Source organism: Serratia sp. MMO-28 (genome assembly GCF_037199905.1).
Taxonomy (GTDB): Bacteria; Pseudomonadota; Gammaproteobacteria; order Enterobacterales; family Enterobacteriaceae; genus Chania; species Chania oryzae.
Genome location: NZ_JBBCVB010000009.1, coordinates 12,344 through 29,360, shown reverse-complemented (window position 1 = coordinate 29,360; position 17,017 = coordinate 12,344). Strand labels below are relative to the sequence as shown.

General features: G+C 55.0%; 15 protein-coding genes. 5 read left to right on the top strand and 10 right to left on the bottom strand.

The annotated features are described in order from the left end of the window. Positions 1-549: 549 nt before the first annotated feature. Positions 550-5,010, top strand: coding sequence for a glutamate synthase large subunit (gene gltB, locus WG891_RS09805; protein ID WP_337262702.1), 4,461 nt, complete (start codon positions 550-552; stop codon positions 5,008-5,010). An 11-nt stretch (positions 5,011-5,021) separates the two neighbouring features. Continuing rightward, a complete protein-coding gene (locus WG891_RS09800) occupies positions 5,022-6,440 on the top strand; it encodes a glutamate synthase small subunit (RefSeq protein ID WP_337262703.1) in 1,419 nt (472 codons plus the stop codon). 275 nt (positions 6,441-6,715) lie between these two features. Here WG891_RS09800 and sspB read toward each other — a convergent pair whose 3' ends face one another. From sspB to zapE, 5 genes are all read right to left on the bottom strand, one after another. Continuing rightward, positions 6,716-7,213 (bottom strand): ClpXP protease specificity-enhancing factor, encoded by a 498-nt coding sequence (gene sspB, locus WG891_RS09795; RefSeq protein WP_337262704.1) that lies wholly within the window; start codon positions 7,211-7,213, stop codon positions 6,716-6,718. Positions 7,214-7,218: 5 nt separating this feature from the next. Continuing rightward, on the bottom strand, positions 7,219-7,860 hold the full coding sequence (gene sspA, locus WG891_RS09790) for a stringent starvation protein SspA (protein ID WP_076941825.1): 642 nt from the start codon (positions 7,858-7,860) through the stop codon (positions 7,219-7,221). A 390-nt stretch (positions 7,861-8,250) separates the two neighbouring features. Further along, positions 8,251-8,643, bottom strand: coding sequence for a 30S ribosomal protein S9 (gene rpsI / locus WG891_RS09785; RefSeq protein ID WP_076942061.1), 393 nt, complete (start codon positions 8,641-8,643; stop codon positions 8,251-8,253). A 15-nt stretch (positions 8,644-8,658) separates the two neighbouring features. Next, positions 8,659-9,087 carry a 50S ribosomal protein L13 gene (gene rplM / locus WG891_RS09780; protein ID WP_004958166.1) on the bottom strand — a complete coding sequence of 143 codons (429 nt, stop codon included), beginning with the start codon at positions 9,085-9,087 and terminating at the stop codon, positions 8,659-8,661. A 220-nt stretch (positions 9,088-9,307) separates the two neighbouring features. After that, a complete protein-coding gene (zapE, locus tag WG891_RS09775; RefSeq protein ID WP_337262705.1) occupies positions 9,308-10,435 on the bottom strand; it encodes a cell division protein ZapE in 1,128 nt (375 codons plus the stop codon). Between the two features lie 232 nt (positions 10,436-10,667). Here zapE and zapG point away from each other — a divergent pair, with 232 nt between their 5' ends. From zapG to degS, 3 genes are all read left to right on the top strand, one after another. Beyond that, on the top strand, positions 10,668-11,069 hold the full coding sequence (gene zapG / locus WG891_RS09770) for a Z-ring associated protein ZapG (RefSeq protein WP_076941822.1): 402 nt from the start codon (positions 10,668-10,670) through the stop codon (positions 11,067-11,069). 192 nt (positions 11,070-11,261) lie between these two features. Continuing rightward, positions 11,262-12,635, top strand: a complete 1,374-nt coding sequence (gene degQ / locus WG891_RS09765; protein ID WP_076941821.1) for a serine endoprotease DegQ — start codon at positions 11,262-11,264, stop codon at positions 12,633-12,635. Between the two features lie 89 nt (positions 12,636-12,724). Next, positions 12,725-13,783 carry an outer membrane-stress sensor serine endopeptidase DegS gene (degS, locus tag WG891_RS09760; RefSeq protein ID WP_337262706.1) on the top strand — a complete coding sequence of 353 codons (1,059 nt, stop codon included), beginning with the start codon at positions 12,725-12,727 and terminating at the stop codon, positions 13,781-13,783. A 44-nt stretch (positions 13,784-13,827) separates the two neighbouring features. On the opposite strand, the gene murA is transcribed toward degS, so the two are convergent. The 5 genes from murA to mlaD form a co-directional block, all read right to left on the bottom strand. Beyond that, complete coding sequence (murA, locus tag WG891_RS09755; protein ID WP_337262707.1) at positions 13,828-15,087, bottom strand: UDP-N-acetylglucosamine 1-carboxyvinyltransferase; 1,260 nt, start codon at positions 15,085-15,087, stop codon at positions 13,828-13,830. A 56-nt stretch (positions 15,088-15,143) separates the two neighbouring features. Next, on the bottom strand, positions 15,144-15,398 hold the full coding sequence (gene ibaG, locus WG891_RS09750; protein WP_337262708.1) for a BolA family iron metabolism protein IbaG: 255 nt from the start codon (positions 15,396-15,398) through the stop codon (positions 15,144-15,146). 129 nt (positions 15,399-15,527) lie between these two features. After that, positions 15,528-15,830: a lipid asymmetry maintenance protein MlaB gene (mlaB, locus tag WG891_RS09745; RefSeq protein ID WP_076941817.1), complete on the bottom strand. Its 303-nt coding sequence runs from the start codon at positions 15,828-15,830 to the stop codon at positions 15,528-15,530. Next, the gene (mlaC, locus tag WG891_RS09740; RefSeq protein ID WP_337262709.1) at positions 15,830-16,459 is read right to left on the bottom strand and encodes a phospholipid-binding protein MlaC; all 630 of its coding nucleotides are present in this window, start codon (positions 16,457-16,459) and stop codon (positions 15,830-15,832) included. The genes mlaB and mlaC overlap by 1 nt, the downstream gene beginning before the upstream one ends. 14 nt (positions 16,460-16,473) lie before the next feature. After that, the gene (gene mlaD / locus WG891_RS09735) at positions 16,474-17,016 is read right to left on the bottom strand and encodes an outer membrane lipid asymmetry maintenance protein MlaD (RefSeq protein ID WP_076941815.1); all 543 of its coding nucleotides are present in this window, start codon (positions 17,014-17,016) and stop codon (positions 16,474-16,476) included. Between the last annotated feature and the right edge of the window lies 1 nt (position 17,017).

The window sequence follows — 17,017 nt, the reverse complement described above, 5'->3', positions numbered from 1 at the left end:
GAATTTTTCTAATAAGCGCACACTGATTAACGTCTTTATGACAAAGTGATGAAAAATAGTTATAACCAACAATAAATAAATACTTGGCAGAATAAAATTCTGATATTAGCTCCCGCACTAGCATGGTGCAGAGATTCAGGCCATGCACTATAGTGAGACAGCTCACATTTCACTGAGCTTCCCCTTACCGTCACATGGCGAGCAAAATGTCTTAAAAATCTTATTTTTCAAAATAATAAGCCTGATTGCGCCATCAAAAAACCTTCTTAAGCCTATATTTGACCTGCGTATTCTTTCTCGTATAAGTTGGAAGTCCGCTGGAAGCTTTCTGGACGGGCAAACGTCTCGTCATATTTATGCAGTAATTTAAGACTCCCTCTTAAAACAAGTCATTTACCACTTGTGAAAACCGTCACGAGAGGCCATTGATGGAGGGCGGAAAAGCAGTTCGGCGCCATTAACCTCGCCGTTCGGACTTCTGCCTGAAACCAGAAAGCCCCCTCGTGAGTGGTTGTGAGAGTCACGCAGAGCCTGGGGAGGTTCACTGATATGTTGTACGACAAATCCCAAGAAAGGGACAACTGTGGTTTCGGCCTGATCGCCCACATAGAAGGCGAACCTAGCCACAAGGTAGTGCGAACGGCGATTCACGCACTGGCCCGCATGCAGCACCGTGGCGCTATCCTTGCCGACGGCAAGACTGGCGACGGCTGTGGCCTGTTATTGCAAAAGCCCGATCGCTTTTTCCGCATGGTGGCGGAAGAGCGCGGCTGGCGTTTAGCCAAGAACTACGCGGTTGGCATGATGTTCCTCAGCACCGACGAAGAAGAAGCCCGCGCCAGCCGCCGCATTGTGGAAGAAGAGTTGCAGAACGAAACGCTGTCGATTGTCGGCTGGCGTGAAGTGCCCACCAACCCGGACGTACTGGGTGAGATCGCCCTCTCTTCCCTGCCGCGTATTGAACAGATTTTCGTGAACGCCCCTGCGGGCTGGCGTCCGCGTGATATGGAACGCCGTCTGTTTGTGGCGCGTCGCCGTATCGAGAAGCGCGTCCAGGACGGCAGCTTCTATGTGTGCAGTTTCTCCAACCTGGTGACGATCTACAAAGGCCTGTGTATGCCTGCGGATCTGCCACGTTTCTATCTGGATCTGGCCGATCTGCGTTTGGAATCCGCCATCTGCCTGTTCCACCAGCGCTTCTCCACCAATACCGTGCCACGCTGGCCATTGGCGCAACCGTTTCGCTATCTGGCGCACAACGGTGAGATCAACACCATCACCGGTAACCGCCAGTGGGCGCGCGCCCGTACTTACAAATTCCAGACGCCGTTGATCCCAGATCTGCAAACCGCCGCACCTTTCGTTAACGAAACCGGCTCTGACTCCAGCTCGCTTGACAACATGCTGGAACTGTTGCTGGCGGGCGGGATGGATCTGATCCGCGCCATGCGCCTGCTGGTGCCACCGGCCTGGCAGAACAACCCGGATATGGACACCGATCTGCGTGCCTTCTTCGACTTCAACTCGATGCACATGGAGCCGTGGGATGGCCCGGCGGGCATCGTGATGTCCGATGGCCGCTATGCCGCCTGTAACCTTGATCGTAACGGCTTGCGTCCGGCACGCTATGTGATCACCAAAGACAAGCTGATTACCTGCGCTTCTGAAGTCGGTATCTGGGATTATCAGCCGGATGAAGTGGTCGAAAAAGGCCGCGTCGGGCCGGGTGAGCTGATGGTGATCGATACCCGCAGCGGCAGGATCCTGCACTCTGCCGAAACCGATAACGACCTGAAAAGCCGCCATCCGTATAAAGAGTGGATGGAGAAAAACGTTAAGCGCCTGGTGCCGTTTGAAGATCTGCCGGACGATCAGGTGGGTAAACGCGAACTCGACGACGCTACGCTCGAAACCTACCAGAAACAGTTTGGCTACAGCAGCGAAGAACTGGATCAGGTGATCCGCGTGCTAGGCGAAATTGGCCAGGAGGCGACCGGCTCAATGGGTGATGACACCCCATTTGCCGTGCTTTCCAGCCGCCCGCGCATTATTTATGACTACTTCCGCCAGCAGTTTGCGCAGGTGACCAACCCACCGATCGATCCGCTGCGTGAAGCACACGTGATGTCTTTGGCTACCAGCATTGGCCGTGAAATGAACGTGTTCTGCGAAGCCGAAGGCCAGGCACACCGCCTGAGCTTCAAATCACCGATCCTGCTGTATTCGGATTTCAAACAGCTCACCACGCTGGAAGGGGAATATTATCGTGCCGATACGCTCGATCTGACCTTCGATCCGGCCGAACAGGATCTGGAACAGACGGTTCGCGCCCTGTGCGACGAAGCGGAACGTAAAGTCCGTGACGGTGCGGTGCTGTTGGTGTTATCCGATCGTGCCATCAGCAGCCAGCGCCTGCCGGTTCCGGCCCCGATGGCCGTGGGGGCGATTCAGAGCCGCCTGGTGGAGAAAAACCTGCGCTGCGACGCCAACATCATCGTTGAAACCGCCAGCGCGCGCGATCCGCACCACTTTGCCGTGTTGCTGGGCTTTGGTGCTACCGCCATCTATCCGTATCTGGCCTACGAAACCCTGGCCAAGCTGGTGGACAGCCAGGCGATCGACAAGAAATATCGTGAAGTGATGCTGAACTACCGTAACGGCATCAATAAAGGGCTGTACAAGATCATGTCCAAAATGGGCATCTCGACCATCGCCTCTTACCGTTGTTCGAAATTGTTTGAAGCCGTCGGCCTGCATCGTGAACTCTCTGATCTCTGCTTCCAGGGCGTGGTCAGCCGCATTGGTGGTGCCAGCTTCAGCGATTTCCAACAGGATCTGCAAAACCTGAATAAACGTGCGTGGCTGAAACGCAAGCCGCTGGAACAGGGTGGCTTGCTGAAGTTCGTCCACGGTGGCGAATATCACGCCTACAACCCGGACGTGGTGAACTCACTGCAAAAAGCGGTGCACAGCGGTGAATACAGCGACTATCAGGCTTATGCCAAGCTGGTGAACGAACGCCCGGTTGCCACGTTGCGCGATCTGCTGGCGATCAAACCGCAGGGGACGCCGATCCCGGTCGACCAGGTTGAACCGGCTGAATCGCTGTTCACCCGTTTCGATACCGCAGCCATGTCCATCGGGGCGCTGAGCCCAGAAGCCCATGAATCGCTGGCGATCGCCATGAACAGCCTCGGCGGCTTCTCCAACTCCGGCGAAGGCGGTGAAGATCCAGCACGTTACGGCACCAACAAAGTGTCGCGTATCAAGCAGGTGGCTTCCGGCCGCTTCGGCGTGACCCCGGCCTATCTGGTTAACGCCGACGTGATCCAGATTAAGGTCGCTCAGGGCGCCAAGCCAGGTGAAGGTGGCCAGTTGCCAGGGGATAAAGTCACGCAGTATATCGCCAAACTGCGTTATTCGGTGCCGGGCGTCACCCTGATCTCCCCACCGCCGCACCACGATATCTATTCGATCGAAGACTTGGCACAGCTAATCTTTGACCTGAAGCAGGTGAACCCGAAGGCGATGATTTCGGTGAAACTGGTTTCCGAACCGGGTGTGGGCACCATTGCCACTGGCGTGGCGAAAGCCTATGCCGATCTGATCACCATTGCCGGTTACGATGGCGGCACTGGTGCCAGCCCACTGTCTTCGGTGAAATACGCCGGTTGCCCGTGGGAACTGGGCCTGGTGGAAACCCAACAGGCGCTGGTGGCCAACGGTCTGCGCCATAAGATCCGCCTGCAGGTGGATGGTGGCCTGAAAACCGGCGTCGACATTGTTAAAGCGGCGATCCTCGGTGCAGAAAGCTTCGGCTTCGGTACAGGCCCGATGGTGGCGCTGGGTTGTAAATACCTGCGTATCTGCCATCTCAACAACTGTGCCACCGGTGTGGCAACTCAGGATGAAAAACTGCGCCGCGATCACTACCAGGGCCTGCCGGAGCGCGTGGTCAACTACTTCCACTTTATCGCACGGGAAACCCGTGAAATCATGGCGGAACTGGGCGTCAGCCAACTGGTCGATCTGATTGGCCGTACCGAGTTCCTGACCGAGTTGGATGGGATCTCTGCCAAGCAGAACAAGCTGGATCTGTCGCCGTTGCTGAAAACCGCTACGCCGCACGCGGGCAAAGCCCTACATTGCACCGAAAGCAGTAACCCGCCGTTCGATCAGGGCCTGCTGAACAAGGCTCTGCTGGCGCAGGCGCTGCCGCATGTTGAAGCGAAGCAAAGCAAGACTTTCTACTTTGATATCCGCAACACCGATCGTTCCGTAGGTGCCACCCTGTCGGGTGCAATCGCTACGCTGCATGGCGATCAGGGCATGGCGGCCGATCCGATCAAGGCACACTTCTCCGGTACCGCAGGCCAGAGCTTCGGCGTCTGGAATGCGGGCGGGGTTGAGCTGACCCTGACCGGCGATGCCAACGACTACGTGGGTAAAGGCATGGCCGGTGGCCGCATTGCCGTGCGCCCACCGGTGGGCTCCGCCTTCCGCAGCCATGAAGCCAGCATCGTGGGTAACACCTGCCTGTATGGCGCAACCGGTGGCAAACTGTTCGCCGCTGGCCGCGCTGGCGAGCGTTTCGCGGTGCGTAACTCCGGTGCCATCACCGTGGTTGAAGGGATTGGTGATAACGGTTGTGAATATATGACCGGCGGTATCGTCTGCGTGCTGGGCAAAACCGGCATCAACTTTGGCGCAGGCATGACCGGTGGTTTCGCCTACGTGCTGGATGAAGACGGCGAATTCCGTAAGCGCGTCAACCCAGAGCTGGTGGAAGTGTTAGACGTCGATCAACTGGCGATCCATGAGGAACACCTGCGTGGTTTGATTACCGAGCATGTGCAGGCCACCGGTTCATCACGCGCCGAAGAGATCCTGGCCAACTGGCCGCAATGGGCACCGAAGTTTGCTCTGGTTAAGCCGAAGTCCAGCGATGTCAAAGCATTGTTGGGTCACCGTAGTCGAAGCGCCGCCGAGCTGCGGGTTCAGGCACAGTAAGAGGTCATGAAATGAGTCAGAATGTTTATCAATTTATCGACCTGCAGCGCGTAGATCCGCCAAAGAAACCGCTGAAGATCCGTAAAATTGAGTTTGTCGAGATTTACGAGCCGTTTTCGGAAACCCAGGCGAAAGCGCAGGCCGATCGCTGCCTGTCGTGCGGCAACCCGTATTGCGAATGGAAATGCCCGGTGCATAACTACATTCCGAACTGGCTGAAGCTGGCGAACGAAGGCCGCATTATGGAAGCCGCCGATCTGGCGCACCAGACCAACAGCCTGCCGGAAGTCTGTGGCCGCGTTTGCCCGCAAGATCGCCTGTGTGAAGGTTCCTGCACCCTGAACGATGAATTCGGAGCGGTCACCATCGGCAATATCGAGCGCTATATCAATGATAAAGCCATCGAAATGGGCTGGAAGCCGGATATGTCTCACGTGCAGCCCACCGGCAAGCGCGTGGCGGTGATCGGCGCTGGCCCGGCAGGCTTGGCCTGTGCCGACGTGCTGACCCGTAACGGAGTAAAAGCAGTGGTTTACGATCGTCACCCCGAGATCGGCGGCCTGCTGACCTTCGGCATTCCGGCCTTCAAGCTGGAAAAAGAGGTGATGATCAAGCGCCGTGAAATCTTCAGCGAGATGGGCATCGAATTCCAGCTTAATACCGAGGTCGGTAAAGACATCACCATGGATGCGCTGCTAAGCGAATACGATGCGGTGTTCCTCGGCGTGGGGACTTACCAATCGATGCGCGGCGGGTTAGCGAACGAAGAAGCGCCTGGCGTCTACGATGCGCTGCCATTCCTGATCGCCAATACCAAGCAACTGATGGGCTATGAAGCCACGCAGCACGAGCCTTATGTCAGCATGCAAGGCAAACGCGTGGTGGTACTGGGTGGTGGTGATACCGCGATGGACTGTGTGCGCAGTGCCATCCGCCAAGGTGCCACTCAGGTAACCTGTGCCTATCGCCGTGATGAGGCCAACATGCCAGGCTCCAAGCGCGAAGTGAAAAATGCCCGTGAGGAAGGGGTGGAATTCAAATTCAACCTGCAACCGCTGAGCATTGAACTGAACAGCGCAGGCCGCGTGGCTGGCGTGAAGATGGTACGCACTCAGTTGGGTGCGCCGGATGCCAATGGGCGCCAGGTAGCCGAACAGGTTGCAGCTTCCGAGCATGTGCTTGACGCCGATGCGGTAGTGATGGCGTTTGGTTTCCGCCCGCACAACATGGACTGGTTGGCGGCGCACGACGTGCAGCTCGACAAACAGGGCCGGATTGTGGCGCCAGAAAGTATCGATAACGCCTTCCAGACCAGCAATCCGAAGATCTTCGCCGGTGGCGATGCGGTGCGCGGTTCCGATCTGGTAGTAACCGCGATTGCCGAAGGGCGTAAAGCGGCAGAAGGCATTATGAGTTACTTGGAAGTGTAAGTAACTCCTCTGTGTGATTCCAAGGGGCCAGCATGCTGGCCCTTCAGACTGCTGACAAAGCCCGTTATTAGGGAGAGCGTGCCGAAGGGGTCGTAGCGGCGTAAGCCGCCGGAGCGCCCCTCGGTGCGCTAGGCCCGAGTATCTCGGGTTTAAAAGCTACTTTGTCATCAACCTCAAGGGGCCAGCATGCTGGCCCTTTATTTTTTGGCAAACGTCCAAACGCTGGGCAACAAAAAAGGCACAGCATGCTGTACCTTTTTATCCTGCTGCCGCAGTTACTTCACGACGCGCAACGCCGGGCGGCCACCGCGTGGCGGCTGCGGCGGTTCATCATCAGGGCCATGATCGTCATGGTGGTCCTGACGATCGCCGTCAACCACTGACATCAGATTTTCTGAAGAACCGGTTTGATTATCCAGGCCTTCGAAAGCCTCTTCCGTTTCATAGGCAGCTTCAGGCTCGAACATGGTACCTGCGCCGTTTTCACGTGCATAGATCGCCAGCACCGCGGCCATTGGCACCAACACCTGACGCGGTACCCCACCAAAACGGGCGTTGAAACTCACGTCATTATCGCCCAACTGCAGGTTACCGACGGCGCGCGGCGCGATGTTCAGCACTATCTGGCCATCACGAGCAAACTCCATTGGCACCTGGACATCAGGGCGCATAACATCCACCACCAGATGCGGGGTGAGTTGGTTATCCAGCAACCAGTCATAGAATGCCCGCAGCAGATAAGGGCGGCGCGGGGTCATCTGAGACATATCCATGACGCTTAACCCCGGGTTTGCAGGCGCATTTCGCGCTCGGCTTCGGTCAGGGAGGCCAGGAATGCATCACGCTCGAACACACGGGTCATGTAGCCTTTCAGCTCTTTAGAACCCACACCGCTCAACTCAATACCCAGTTGCGGCAAACGCCACAGCAACGGTGCCAGGTAGCAATCCACCAGGCTGAACTCTTCGCTCATGAAATATGGCGTCTGACCGAAGATTGGCGCGATCGCCAGCAGCTCTTCGCGCAGCTGACGGCGTGCTGACTCGGCTTCCTGACCGTTACTCTGCTCGATTTTATACATCAGCGAGTACCAGTTTTTCTCGATACGCAGCATCATCAGGCGGCTTTCGCCACGCGCAACCGGGTAAACCGGCATCAGCGGTGGGTGCGGGAAACGCTCATCAAGGTATTCCATGATGATGCGGGATTCGTATAGCGTCAGTTCGCGATCGACCAGCGTAGGTACCGTTTGGTAAGGATTGAGGTCAATCAGATCCTGCGGCAGGTTATCCGGTTCAACCTGCTCGATCTCGACGCTGACACCTTTCTCCGCCAGTACGATACGTACTTGATGGCTAAAGATGTCGGTCGGGCCAGAAAACAGCGTCATTACCGAACGTTTGTTGGCAGCGACAGCCATGAAAACCTCCAAGTGTTATCTAGAAAATACTGCGAATAGCCAACTTCCCTTCGTCTTTCAAGTTGGCATCTTGCCGCGGCTTGAAATCTATTGGGCCCATCAGGCTGCTATTCTGAATAGTCTTGACCGCAAGCCTGCAGTTCGCAGATAAACCTTGGGTCGAGAAACGGGCCTCGGAGGTAGACTGACAGCAACTGCACGGCGAACAGGCGCAAAAGTGGGTGATAGTTTACCAGATTTTGACTGTCTTGTGGGGACCATGCGGTGATTTCATGTTGAATTGTCAGCCAGGCCGCAGATTTCTATGAAGTTTCAAGGAATTTCAGGCATAAAAAAACCCGGTGAGACACCGGGTTTTTCGCGTAAAACGCACTGCCGAAGCAGCAAGAATTAACGCTTGGAGAACTGCGGACGACGACGTGCTTTACGCAGGCCGACTTTCTTACGTTCAACCTGACGAGCATCACGAGTAACGAAGCCTGCTTTACGCAGTTCGCCACGCAGAGTCTCATCATATTCCATCAGTGCACGGGTAATACCGTGACGGATAGCACCAGCTTGACCAGAGATACCACCACCTTTAACGGTGATGTACAGGTCAAATTTACCTACCATGTCGACCAGTTCCAGCGGCTGACGAACTACCATGCGGGCAGTTTCGCGACCGAAGTACTGTTCCAGGCTACGCTGGTTAATAACGATGTTACCACTGCCCGGCTTGATGAAGACGCGAGCGGCGGAGCTTTTGCGGCGACCAGTGCCGTAGTATTGATTTTCAGCCATTGCCATTAATCCCGATTAAATGTCCAGAACTTGCGGTTGCTGTGCCGCGTGATTGTGCTCAGTGCCCGCGTAAACTTTCAGCTTACGGAACATTGCACGACCCAGCGGGCCCTTCGGCAGCATGCCTTTAACCGCGATTTCAATCACACGCTCAGGACGGCGGGCAATCATCTCTTCAAAGGTCGCTTCTTTGATACCACCGATGTGGCCGGTGTGGTGGTAGTACATCTTGTCATTACGCTTGTTGCCGGTTACAGCAACTTTTTCTGCGTTCAGAACGATGATGTAATCACCGGTATCAACGTGCGGAGTGTATTCCGCTTTATGCTTGCCGCGCAGACGACGAGCCAGTTCAGTAGCAAGGCGGCCTAAAGTTTTACCGTCTGCATCAACAACGTACCAGTCGCGTTTTACGGTTTCTGGTTTAGCTGTAAAAGTTTTCATTAAAAGCTTACCCAATAATTAGTTACACGTTGGTGAACACCCAAACGCTCGAAAACAGTTGAGGCTCACACGACCATCAAGTCCAGCAAACCTACCCCTTCGAATAGCCATTGCCGGCACTATAAAGTTTTTGGGAAAAAAACTTTGTTGTAACGTGGGGTCGCAGGATTATAGAGAAGTCGCCCACAAAGATCGAACAGTTTTTGAGGCAAACCGCGATTTATGGCAAGTGAGGCAGCTTCAGATACTCTTCACTCTGCATTTCCTGCAAACGCGACAAACAGCGCTGGAATTCGAACTTCAGCCGCTCACCCTGATAAATCTCGAACATCGATGCCTCGGCGGTAATCACCAGCTTGACGTGGCGTTCATAGAATTCATCCACCAGTGCCAGAAAGCGGCGGGCGGTATTCTCCTTCAGCGGCCCCATAATGCGCACGTTATACAGCATTACGCTGTGATACAGGCGCGACAGCGCAATATAATCCAACTGGCTGCGCGCATCCTCGCACAGCGTGTGGAAATCCACCGCCAACACCCCTTCTACCGCGCGGATCGTCGCTAATGGCCGATGGTTGATCTGCAGCACCGGCGCATCTTCACCCGCTCTGCCGGCCAGCTTCAAAAAGATCTGGTCCATCGCGCTTTGCGTCTGTGGGGTGAGTGGCGTCAGATACAGGTGCGCCTGTGTCAAGGTGCGCAAGCGATAATCAATACCGGCATCAACGTTCATCACGTCACAATATTCTTTGATCAACGCGATGGCGGGCAGGAATCGCGCCCGCTGCAAACCGTTATGATAGAGGTTGTCCGGCAGGATATTGGACGTGGCCACCAGCGTGATCCCGCGCGCAAACAGCGCCTGCAACAGCGTTGCCAACAGCATCGCGTCGGTGATATCCGAAACGAAAAATTCATCAAAGCACAACACATCGGCCTGTGCTTTGAAGCCATCGGCTACGATCTCCAGCGGATTTTCATGGCCCTGCAATTCGGTCAGTTCTTCGTGCACCCGCAGCATAAAACGGTGGAAATGCAGCCGCAGCTTGCGCTCGCCCGGCAAACTGTGGAAAAACAGATCCATCAGCCAGGTTTTGCCACGGCCAACGCCGCCCCACATATACAATCCCTGCACCGGGCGCGGGTTCAGCGTTGCGCTGTTTTTGCCCCACAGTCGGCTGAGCTTGCCGCGTAAACCGCCCGTCGTTGCACCTTGATCCGGTACCTGCAGCAACGCCTGATAGATCTGATCCAACTGCGTAACGGCCTGACGCTGAACCGCATCGGCCTGGTATTCCCCCGCATCCAGCGCCTGCTGGTAGCGTGATAACGGTGACTGTGCCTGCATTTATTCGAAGATCCCTAAGAATTCTGAGAATTTATTTTGCAAATTTTCGCGGCGTTTCGCGGCTGCTTCGCCCCCTGATCGCCACATTTACCCACGCTGTGGCCGGAGAAAAAACCCGGCAAACGTTCGGTAACGGTTTATCAGGATTCCACTCAGACAAGGTTAACGGTTATAGTGAACATTATTAAGTGAAAAATCCCTGCGGAACAACGAAGTCACAATAGGAGTCATCATGACCTGGGAGTATGCGCTGATTGGTTTGGTTGTCGGTATCGTGATTGGTGCGGTAGCGATGCGTTTTGGTAACCGTAAATTACGTCAACAACAAGAGCTGCAAAGCGAGTTGGATAAAAGCAAAACCGAGCTCGAGGAATACCGTCAGGAACTGGTTGGCCACTTTGCCCGCAGTGCCGAACTGTTGGATAACATGGCGCGCGACTATCGCCTGCTCTATCAGCATATGGCGAAAAGTTCCAACAACCTGCTGCCGGACCTGCCGCTCCAAGACAATCCGTTCCGTTATCGTCTGACTGAAGTGGAAGCCGATAACGATCAGGCCCCGGTAGAAATGCCGCGTGACTATTCTGAAGGGGCATCTGGTCTGCTGCGTGGCACAACGCCACGTCGCGATTAATTTCTCTAATGCAAACCCGTGGTTCACCCCACGGGTTTGTTGATCTTCTCCACGCCTTACCCCCCTGCATCTGCGCTATTCTTTCTACTGATGATTAAGTGAACTTTTCACGCAAATTCACAGTCTTACATGGGTATCGCTATTGCTTTATCATGAGAATTTCACCGGCAGGTATTGAGAGAGTTATTATCAATGAAGAAAAAATCATTAATTCTTAGCGCGTTAGCAATGAGCATGAGTCTAACGCTGGCTTCTGCACCCGTAGCCAACGCAGCCATGCCGGTTGCCGTTGAGGGGCAACCGCTGCCAAGCCTGGCACCGATGCTGGAAAAAGTCCTGCCCGCCGTGGTAAGCGTGCGTGTGGAAGGCACCCAGGTACAACGCCAGCAGCAATTGCCGGAAGAGTTTAAATTCTTCTTTGGCCCCAACATGCCATCACAGCGGCAAAGCTCGCGTCCTTTTGAAGGCTTGGGCTCCGGTGTGATTATTGATGCGGAAAAAGGTTATATCCTGACCAACAACCACGTCATCAGCAACGCCGACAAAATCAGCATCCAGCTTAACGATGGCCGTGAATATGAGGCCAAGCTGCTTGGCCGTGATGAGCAATCCGACATTGCCCTGTTGCAGGTCAGCGGTGCAAAAAATCTGACTGCGGTAAAAGTGGCAGATTCCGACAAACTGCGCGTGGGTGACTTCGCCGTCGCCGTTGGTAACCCCTTCGGCCTCGGCCAAACGGCAACCTCCGGCATTATCTCTGCCTTAGGCCGCAGCGGCCTGAGCCTGGAAGGGCTGGAAAACTTCATCCAGACCGATGCCTCCATCAACCGTGGTAATTCCGGCGGTGCGCTGGTTAACCTCAACGGTGAACTGATCGGTATCAACACCGCAATTCTGGCTCCTGGCGGGGGCAATATCGGTATCGGTTTCGCGATCCCCAGCAACATGGCACAGAGCCTGAGTAAGCAATTGATTGAGTTTGGTGAAGTTAAACGCGGCCTGTTGGGCATCAAAGGCAGTGAAATGACCGCCGATATGGGGAAAGCCTTTAATACCGACGTGCAACGCGGTGCCTTCGTCAGCGAAGTGTTGCCAAAATCTGCCGCCGCCAAAGCGGGTATCAAAGCCGGTGACATTCTGGTTTCTATTGAAGGCAAGCCGATCAGCAGTTTTGCTGAGCTACGCGCCAAAGTCGGCACCACTGCACCAGGTACCACCATTAAAGTGGGTCTGCTGCGTGAGGGTAAACCGATGGAAGTGTCGGTCACCCTGGAAAACAGCGAAAGCGCTTCTACCAATGCCGAGACGCTCTCTCCTGCGCTGCAAGGGGCATCTCTCAGTAACGGGGCTCTGCCAGGCGGTGAGAAAGGCGTGAAGATTGAGAACGTCGAGAAAGGCACTCCGGCCGCGCAGATTGGCCTGCAGAAAGGGGATGTGATCATCGGTGTCAACCGTGAGCGGATTGAGGACATCGCGGCATTGCGCAAACTGCTCGACACCAAGCCAGCCGTTACGGCATTGAGCATCATGCGCGGCAATGAAAACATTTATCTGTTAATGCGTTAATTTGTCTCAAAACCGGGTGCGGTAACATACTGCCCCCGGTTAACTCATGCTATCCTCCATTTACCATCCATTTCGCATATTAAAACCCCATGTTTGCTAAGCTTTTGCGTTCAGTTGTTATTGGTTTGATTGTCGCCGGCCTGTTGTTGGTTGCCCTGCCCGTGCTGCGCTCTTCCAGTAATATTTTCGCCAGCAAACCTGGAAACACCAGCGACGAAACCCCTGCCAGCTACAATACCGGCGTGCGCCGCGCAGCGCCTGCGGTGGTGAATATCTATAACCGCAACATGAGTGGCACCACCAACGTGCTGTCGTTAGGTTCCGGTGTGATCATGAACGATCGCGGCTACATCATTACCAATCGCCATGTGATCAAAGATTCCCAACTGATTACCGTGGTGCTGCAGGATGGCCGCCGTTATGAGGCACTGCTGGTGGGTTCCGATAGCCTGACCGATTTGGCGGTGCTGAAAATCGATCCCGGCAACCTGCCGGTGATCCCGATCAATACCCAACGCCCGGCGCATATCGGCGATGTGGTGCTGGCGATCGGCAACCCTTACAACCTGGGGCAAACCGTAACTCAGGGGATTATCAGTGCCACCGGCCGCATCAGCCTGAGCACCACCGGGCGGCAAACCTTCCTGCAAACCGATGCCTCGATCAACCGTGGCAACTCCGGCGGTGCGCTGGTCAATTCACTGGGTGAACTGATGGGCATCAATACCCTGACTTATGACAAGGTGACCGATGGGGAAACACCGGAAGGGTTAGGCTTCGCTATTCCAACGGCGCTGGCAACCAAGATCATGGATAAGCTGATCCGCGATGGCCGAGTGATCCGCGGTTACTTTGGTATTCAGGGGAAAGAGATTATTCCGGTGCGCACTTCTAATAGCGGCATCGATCGTCTGCAAGGCATTATCGTCACCGAACTCACGCCCAATGGGCCAGCCGCCAACGCAGGGTTTCATATCAACGACATCATCATCAACGTTGATAACAAACCGGCCGTGGCCGTGTTGGAAACCATGGATCAGGTGGCTGAAATTCGCCCAGGGACTGAGATCCCGGTTGTGGTACTGCGTGAAGGTCAACGCCTGACGCTGAAAATGACGGTGGGTGAGTTCCCGGAAGATAATAGCTAAAAGCCCGGTTTCCCGGGCTCTCATTTTCTAGGCCAAACGCAGCCTTATGCGTCTTTTACCCGCTCGATATTGGCACCCAGCGCACGCAGTTTGTTTTCAATACCTTCGTAGCCACGATCGATGTGATAGATACGATCCACCATCGTCACGCCCTCGGCAATACAGCCAGCCAGCACCAGACAAGCGGATGCACGCAGATCCGTAGCCATCACTTGTGCACCAGAAAGCTGCTCGACACCGTGGCAAATCACGGTGTTGCTCTCGATCTCCGCATGTGCGCCCATACGAATCAGCTCAGGCACGTGCATAAAGCGGTTTTCGAAGATGGTTTCGGTAATAACGCCAGTGCCTTCTGCCACCAGGTTCAACAGGCTGAACTGCGCCTGCATATCGGTAGGGAACCCTGGGTGTGGAGCAGTACGCACGGTCACCGCTTTCGGGCGCTTGCCATGCATATCCAGGCTGATCCAGTCGGCCCCCACTTCAATATCAGCACCAGCTTCACGTAGCTTGGCCAGCACCGCATCCAACGTATCCGGGCGCGTATTACGGCACAGAACCTTGCCACCGGAAACTGCCGCTGCCACCAGGAAAGTACCGGTTTCGATACGGTCTGGCAGCACGCGATAAACGCCGCCACCCAGGCGCTCGACGCCTTCAATAGTGATGCGGTCGGTGCCTGCACCGCTGATTTTGGCACCCAGCGTGTTGAGGAAATTGGCGGTATCGACAATTTCCGGCTCGCGTGCGGCGTTCTCAATGATCGTGGTGCCCGTTGCCAGCGTTGCCGCGCTCATGATCGTCACGGTAGCACCTACGCTGACCTTATCCATCACGATGTGTGCGCCTTTTAAGCGCCCATCCACGGAAGCCTTGACGTAGCCCTCTTCCAGTTTGATTTCTGCGCCCAGTTGTTCCAGGCCGGTAATGTGCAAATCAACCGGGCGCGCACCGATGGCGCAACCACCGGGCAGCGAAACCTGACCACGACCAAAACGCGCCACCAATGGCCCCAGAGCCCAGATGGATGCACGCATGGTTTTCACCAGTTCGTATGGCGCACAGAACTCGTTGACCTCGCTGGCATCAACAAACACCGAGCCATTACGCTCGATTTTGGTGCCTAACTGGTTGAGTAATTTGATGGTAGTGTCAATGTCCTTCAGCTTCGGGACATTCTGCAACTCGACAGGCTCTTCCGCCAACAAGGCGGCAAACAGAATCGGCAGGGCAGCATTCTTCGCCCCGGAAATGGTCACTTCACCGCTGAGGCGGCTCGGACCCTGCACACGAAATTTATCCATTTGACTATATTCTCTGTTATTTGTTCTGAGCTGCCTGCCTGACAGGGCAAACAGCCTTAAAATCCGTTGAGCTTGCGATCCCGCAGCCACTCTTCTGGCGTGAATGTTTTGATCGACAGGGCATGAATGCGGTTATCCGCGATGTATTCCATCAGCGGCGCATAGACAGTCTGCTGTTTTTTGACACGGCTCAGAGTGGCGAACAATTCCCCCACCGCAATCACCTGAAAGTGGCTACCATCACCGGTAACATGGACTTCATCCAGCACCAATGCTCGCATCAGCACGTCTTTAATTTCGCTATTTTCCATAGTATCCAGTTCTGTATCAAAAGGATCGTTATCAACCTAGTATCTTAGTGGAATCCGACGCTTTCTTAAACTAAAGAAAAAGCCCCTGGGCAACAGGGGCTTTCAACATAAAACCAGCCTAAAGCACGGCTAAGCGACGGTATCTGCAGGCATTATCGCTTGCAGATTGTAAAGCGCAATCAGCGTTTGCAACCGCTCTGTCACGCCAGAAATTTTTAACTCGACTCCCCGCTGGCGCTGCTGTTCGCGCAAATGCAGCAGCAATGCCAGGCCGGAGGAGTCAACGCGCTGCAACTGAGCCACGTCCACGATGGCTTTATCCGCCACCAGTGCCTCACGCTGTTGCCACAGTGGCAGCAGGGTTTCGCGCGTCAGTTCGCCGCGCAAGATCAGGATTGGCGGTTGTGATTCCCAGCTTAATGCTTCGGCCATCAGTTTTTCTGATCCAAGGTGATTGGTTGCTGCGCCGCAACCAGCAACTGTTGAGTCAGACCATCAACCCCTTTGGTACGCAGAGTCGATGCCCACTCATTCTGCTTGGTGGTGATCATGCTGACGCCTTCGGCAATCATGTCATACGCCTGCCAATAGCCGGTCTTGCTGTTTTTACGCCATTGGAAGTCCAAGCGCACCGGTGGGCGGCCCGCGTTATCGGTGATAGTCACACGAATGGCGATAATGTCGGCATCTCCCAGGGGCTGCGCCGGTTCAATCTGATAAGTCTGGCCATGATACATCGCCAGAGCTTGGCCGTACGCCTGCTCCAGATAAGCCTGGAAAGCGGCAAAATAAGCCTCACGCTGTGCCGGAGTAGCCTCTTTGTAGTAACGGCCCAATACCAGCGCACCGGCGTATTTCACTTGCACAAACGGCATCAATTCCTCATGCACGATGGTGCGCAGGTAGTTGGGATCCTGTTTGATTTTCGGCTGTTCGGTTTTCAGACGCGCGAAGGTTTTATCCGCGGCATCCTGCATCAGGCTGTAAGGATTGGTCTGATCAACCGCAGACGCTAGCGGAGCAACCACCAGCAGAGCCACCATCAGTAAACGTTTAAACATGCAGGCTTCCTCTATTAATGACTTGGGGCAGGTTGTGGAGCAGCATCGGCTGCCGGTGCCGCAGCCGCCGGTTTGCCCGCACTGTCCTGGCTGCCACTCTTGTACAGGAACTGGCCGATCAAATCTTCCAGCACCATGGCTGACTTGGTGTCCTGAAGGGTTCCGCCATCTTTCAGAATGGTGGTGCCCATATCAGGATCTTCAAAACCGATGTTCAACGCCAGATATTGTTCCCCCAGCAGGCCGGAGGTACGCACCGCCAGTGAACTGGTGTCTGGTATCTGGTTATATTTACTCTGAATATCCAGCGCCACACGCGGCGTGTAGGTTTTTGGATCGAGCGAGATCTCTGCCACCCGGCCAATCACCACCCCACCGATCTTCACCGGAGAACGCGCTTTCAAGCCACCGATATTATCGAAGGTGGCATAGATACGGTAAGTCGGCTCATTACCGATCGACTTAATATTTGCCACCTGCAGGCAGAGGAAGACGATGGCACAAAGTGCAATCAGCATGAACGCCCCAACCCAGATTTCACTCTTCTTCGTTTGCATC

Bases quoted from the DNA above. Each gene is read 5' to 3' on its own strand.
- degQ (WP_076941821.1), top strand. From the start codon at position 11,262: ATGAAGAAAAAATCATTAATTCTTAGCGCGTTAGCAATGAGCATGAGT.
- murA (WP_337262707.1), bottom strand. From the start codon at position 15,087: ATGGATAAATTTCGTGTGCAGGGTCCGAGCCGCCTCAGCGGTGAAGTG.
- WG891_RS09800 (WP_337262703.1), top strand. From the start codon at position 5,022: ATGAGTCAGAATGTTTATCAATTTATCGACCTGCAGCGCGTAGATCCG.
- zapE (WP_337262705.1), bottom strand. From the start codon at position 10,435: ATGCAGGCACAGTCACCGTTATCACGCTACCAGCAGGCGCTGGATGCG.
- ibaG (WP_337262708.1), bottom strand. From the start codon at position 15,398: ATGGAAAATAGCGAAATTAAAGACGTGCTGATGCGAGCATTGGTGCTG.
- degS (WP_337262706.1), top strand. From the start codon at position 12,725: ATGTTTGCTAAGCTTTTGCGTTCAGTTGTTATTGGTTTGATTGTCGCC.
- mlaC (WP_337262709.1), bottom strand. From the start codon at position 16,459: ATGTTTAAACGTTTACTGATGGTGGCTCTGCTGGTGGTTGCTCCGCTA.
- rpsI (WP_076942061.1), bottom strand. From the start codon at position 8,643: ATGGCTGAAAATCAATACTACGGCACTGGTCGCCGCAAAAGCTCCGCC.
- zapG (WP_076941822.1), top strand. From the start codon at position 10,668: ATGACCTGGGAGTATGCGCTGATTGGTTTGGTTGTCGGTATCGTGATT.
- sspB (WP_337262704.1), bottom strand. From the start codon at position 7,213: ATGGATATGTCTCAGATGACCCCGCGCCGCCCTTATCTGCTGCGGGCA.
- gltB (WP_337262702.1), top strand. From the start codon at position 550: ATGTTGTACGACAAATCCCAAGAAAGGGACAACTGTGGTTTCGGCCTG.
- sspA (WP_076941825.1), bottom strand. From the start codon at position 7,860: ATGGCTGTCGCTGCCAACAAACGTTCGGTAATGACGCTGTTTTCTGGC.
- mlaD (WP_076941815.1), bottom strand. From the start codon at position 17,016: ATGCAAACGAAGAAGAGTGAAATCTGGGTTGGGGCGTTCATGCTGATT.
- mlaB (WP_076941817.1), bottom strand. From the start codon at position 15,830: ATGGCCGAAGCATTAAGCTGGGAATCACAACCGCCAATCCTGATCTTG.
- rplM (WP_004958166.1), bottom strand. From the start codon at position 9,087: ATGAAAACTTTTACAGCTAAACCAGAAACCGTAAAACGCGACTGGTAC.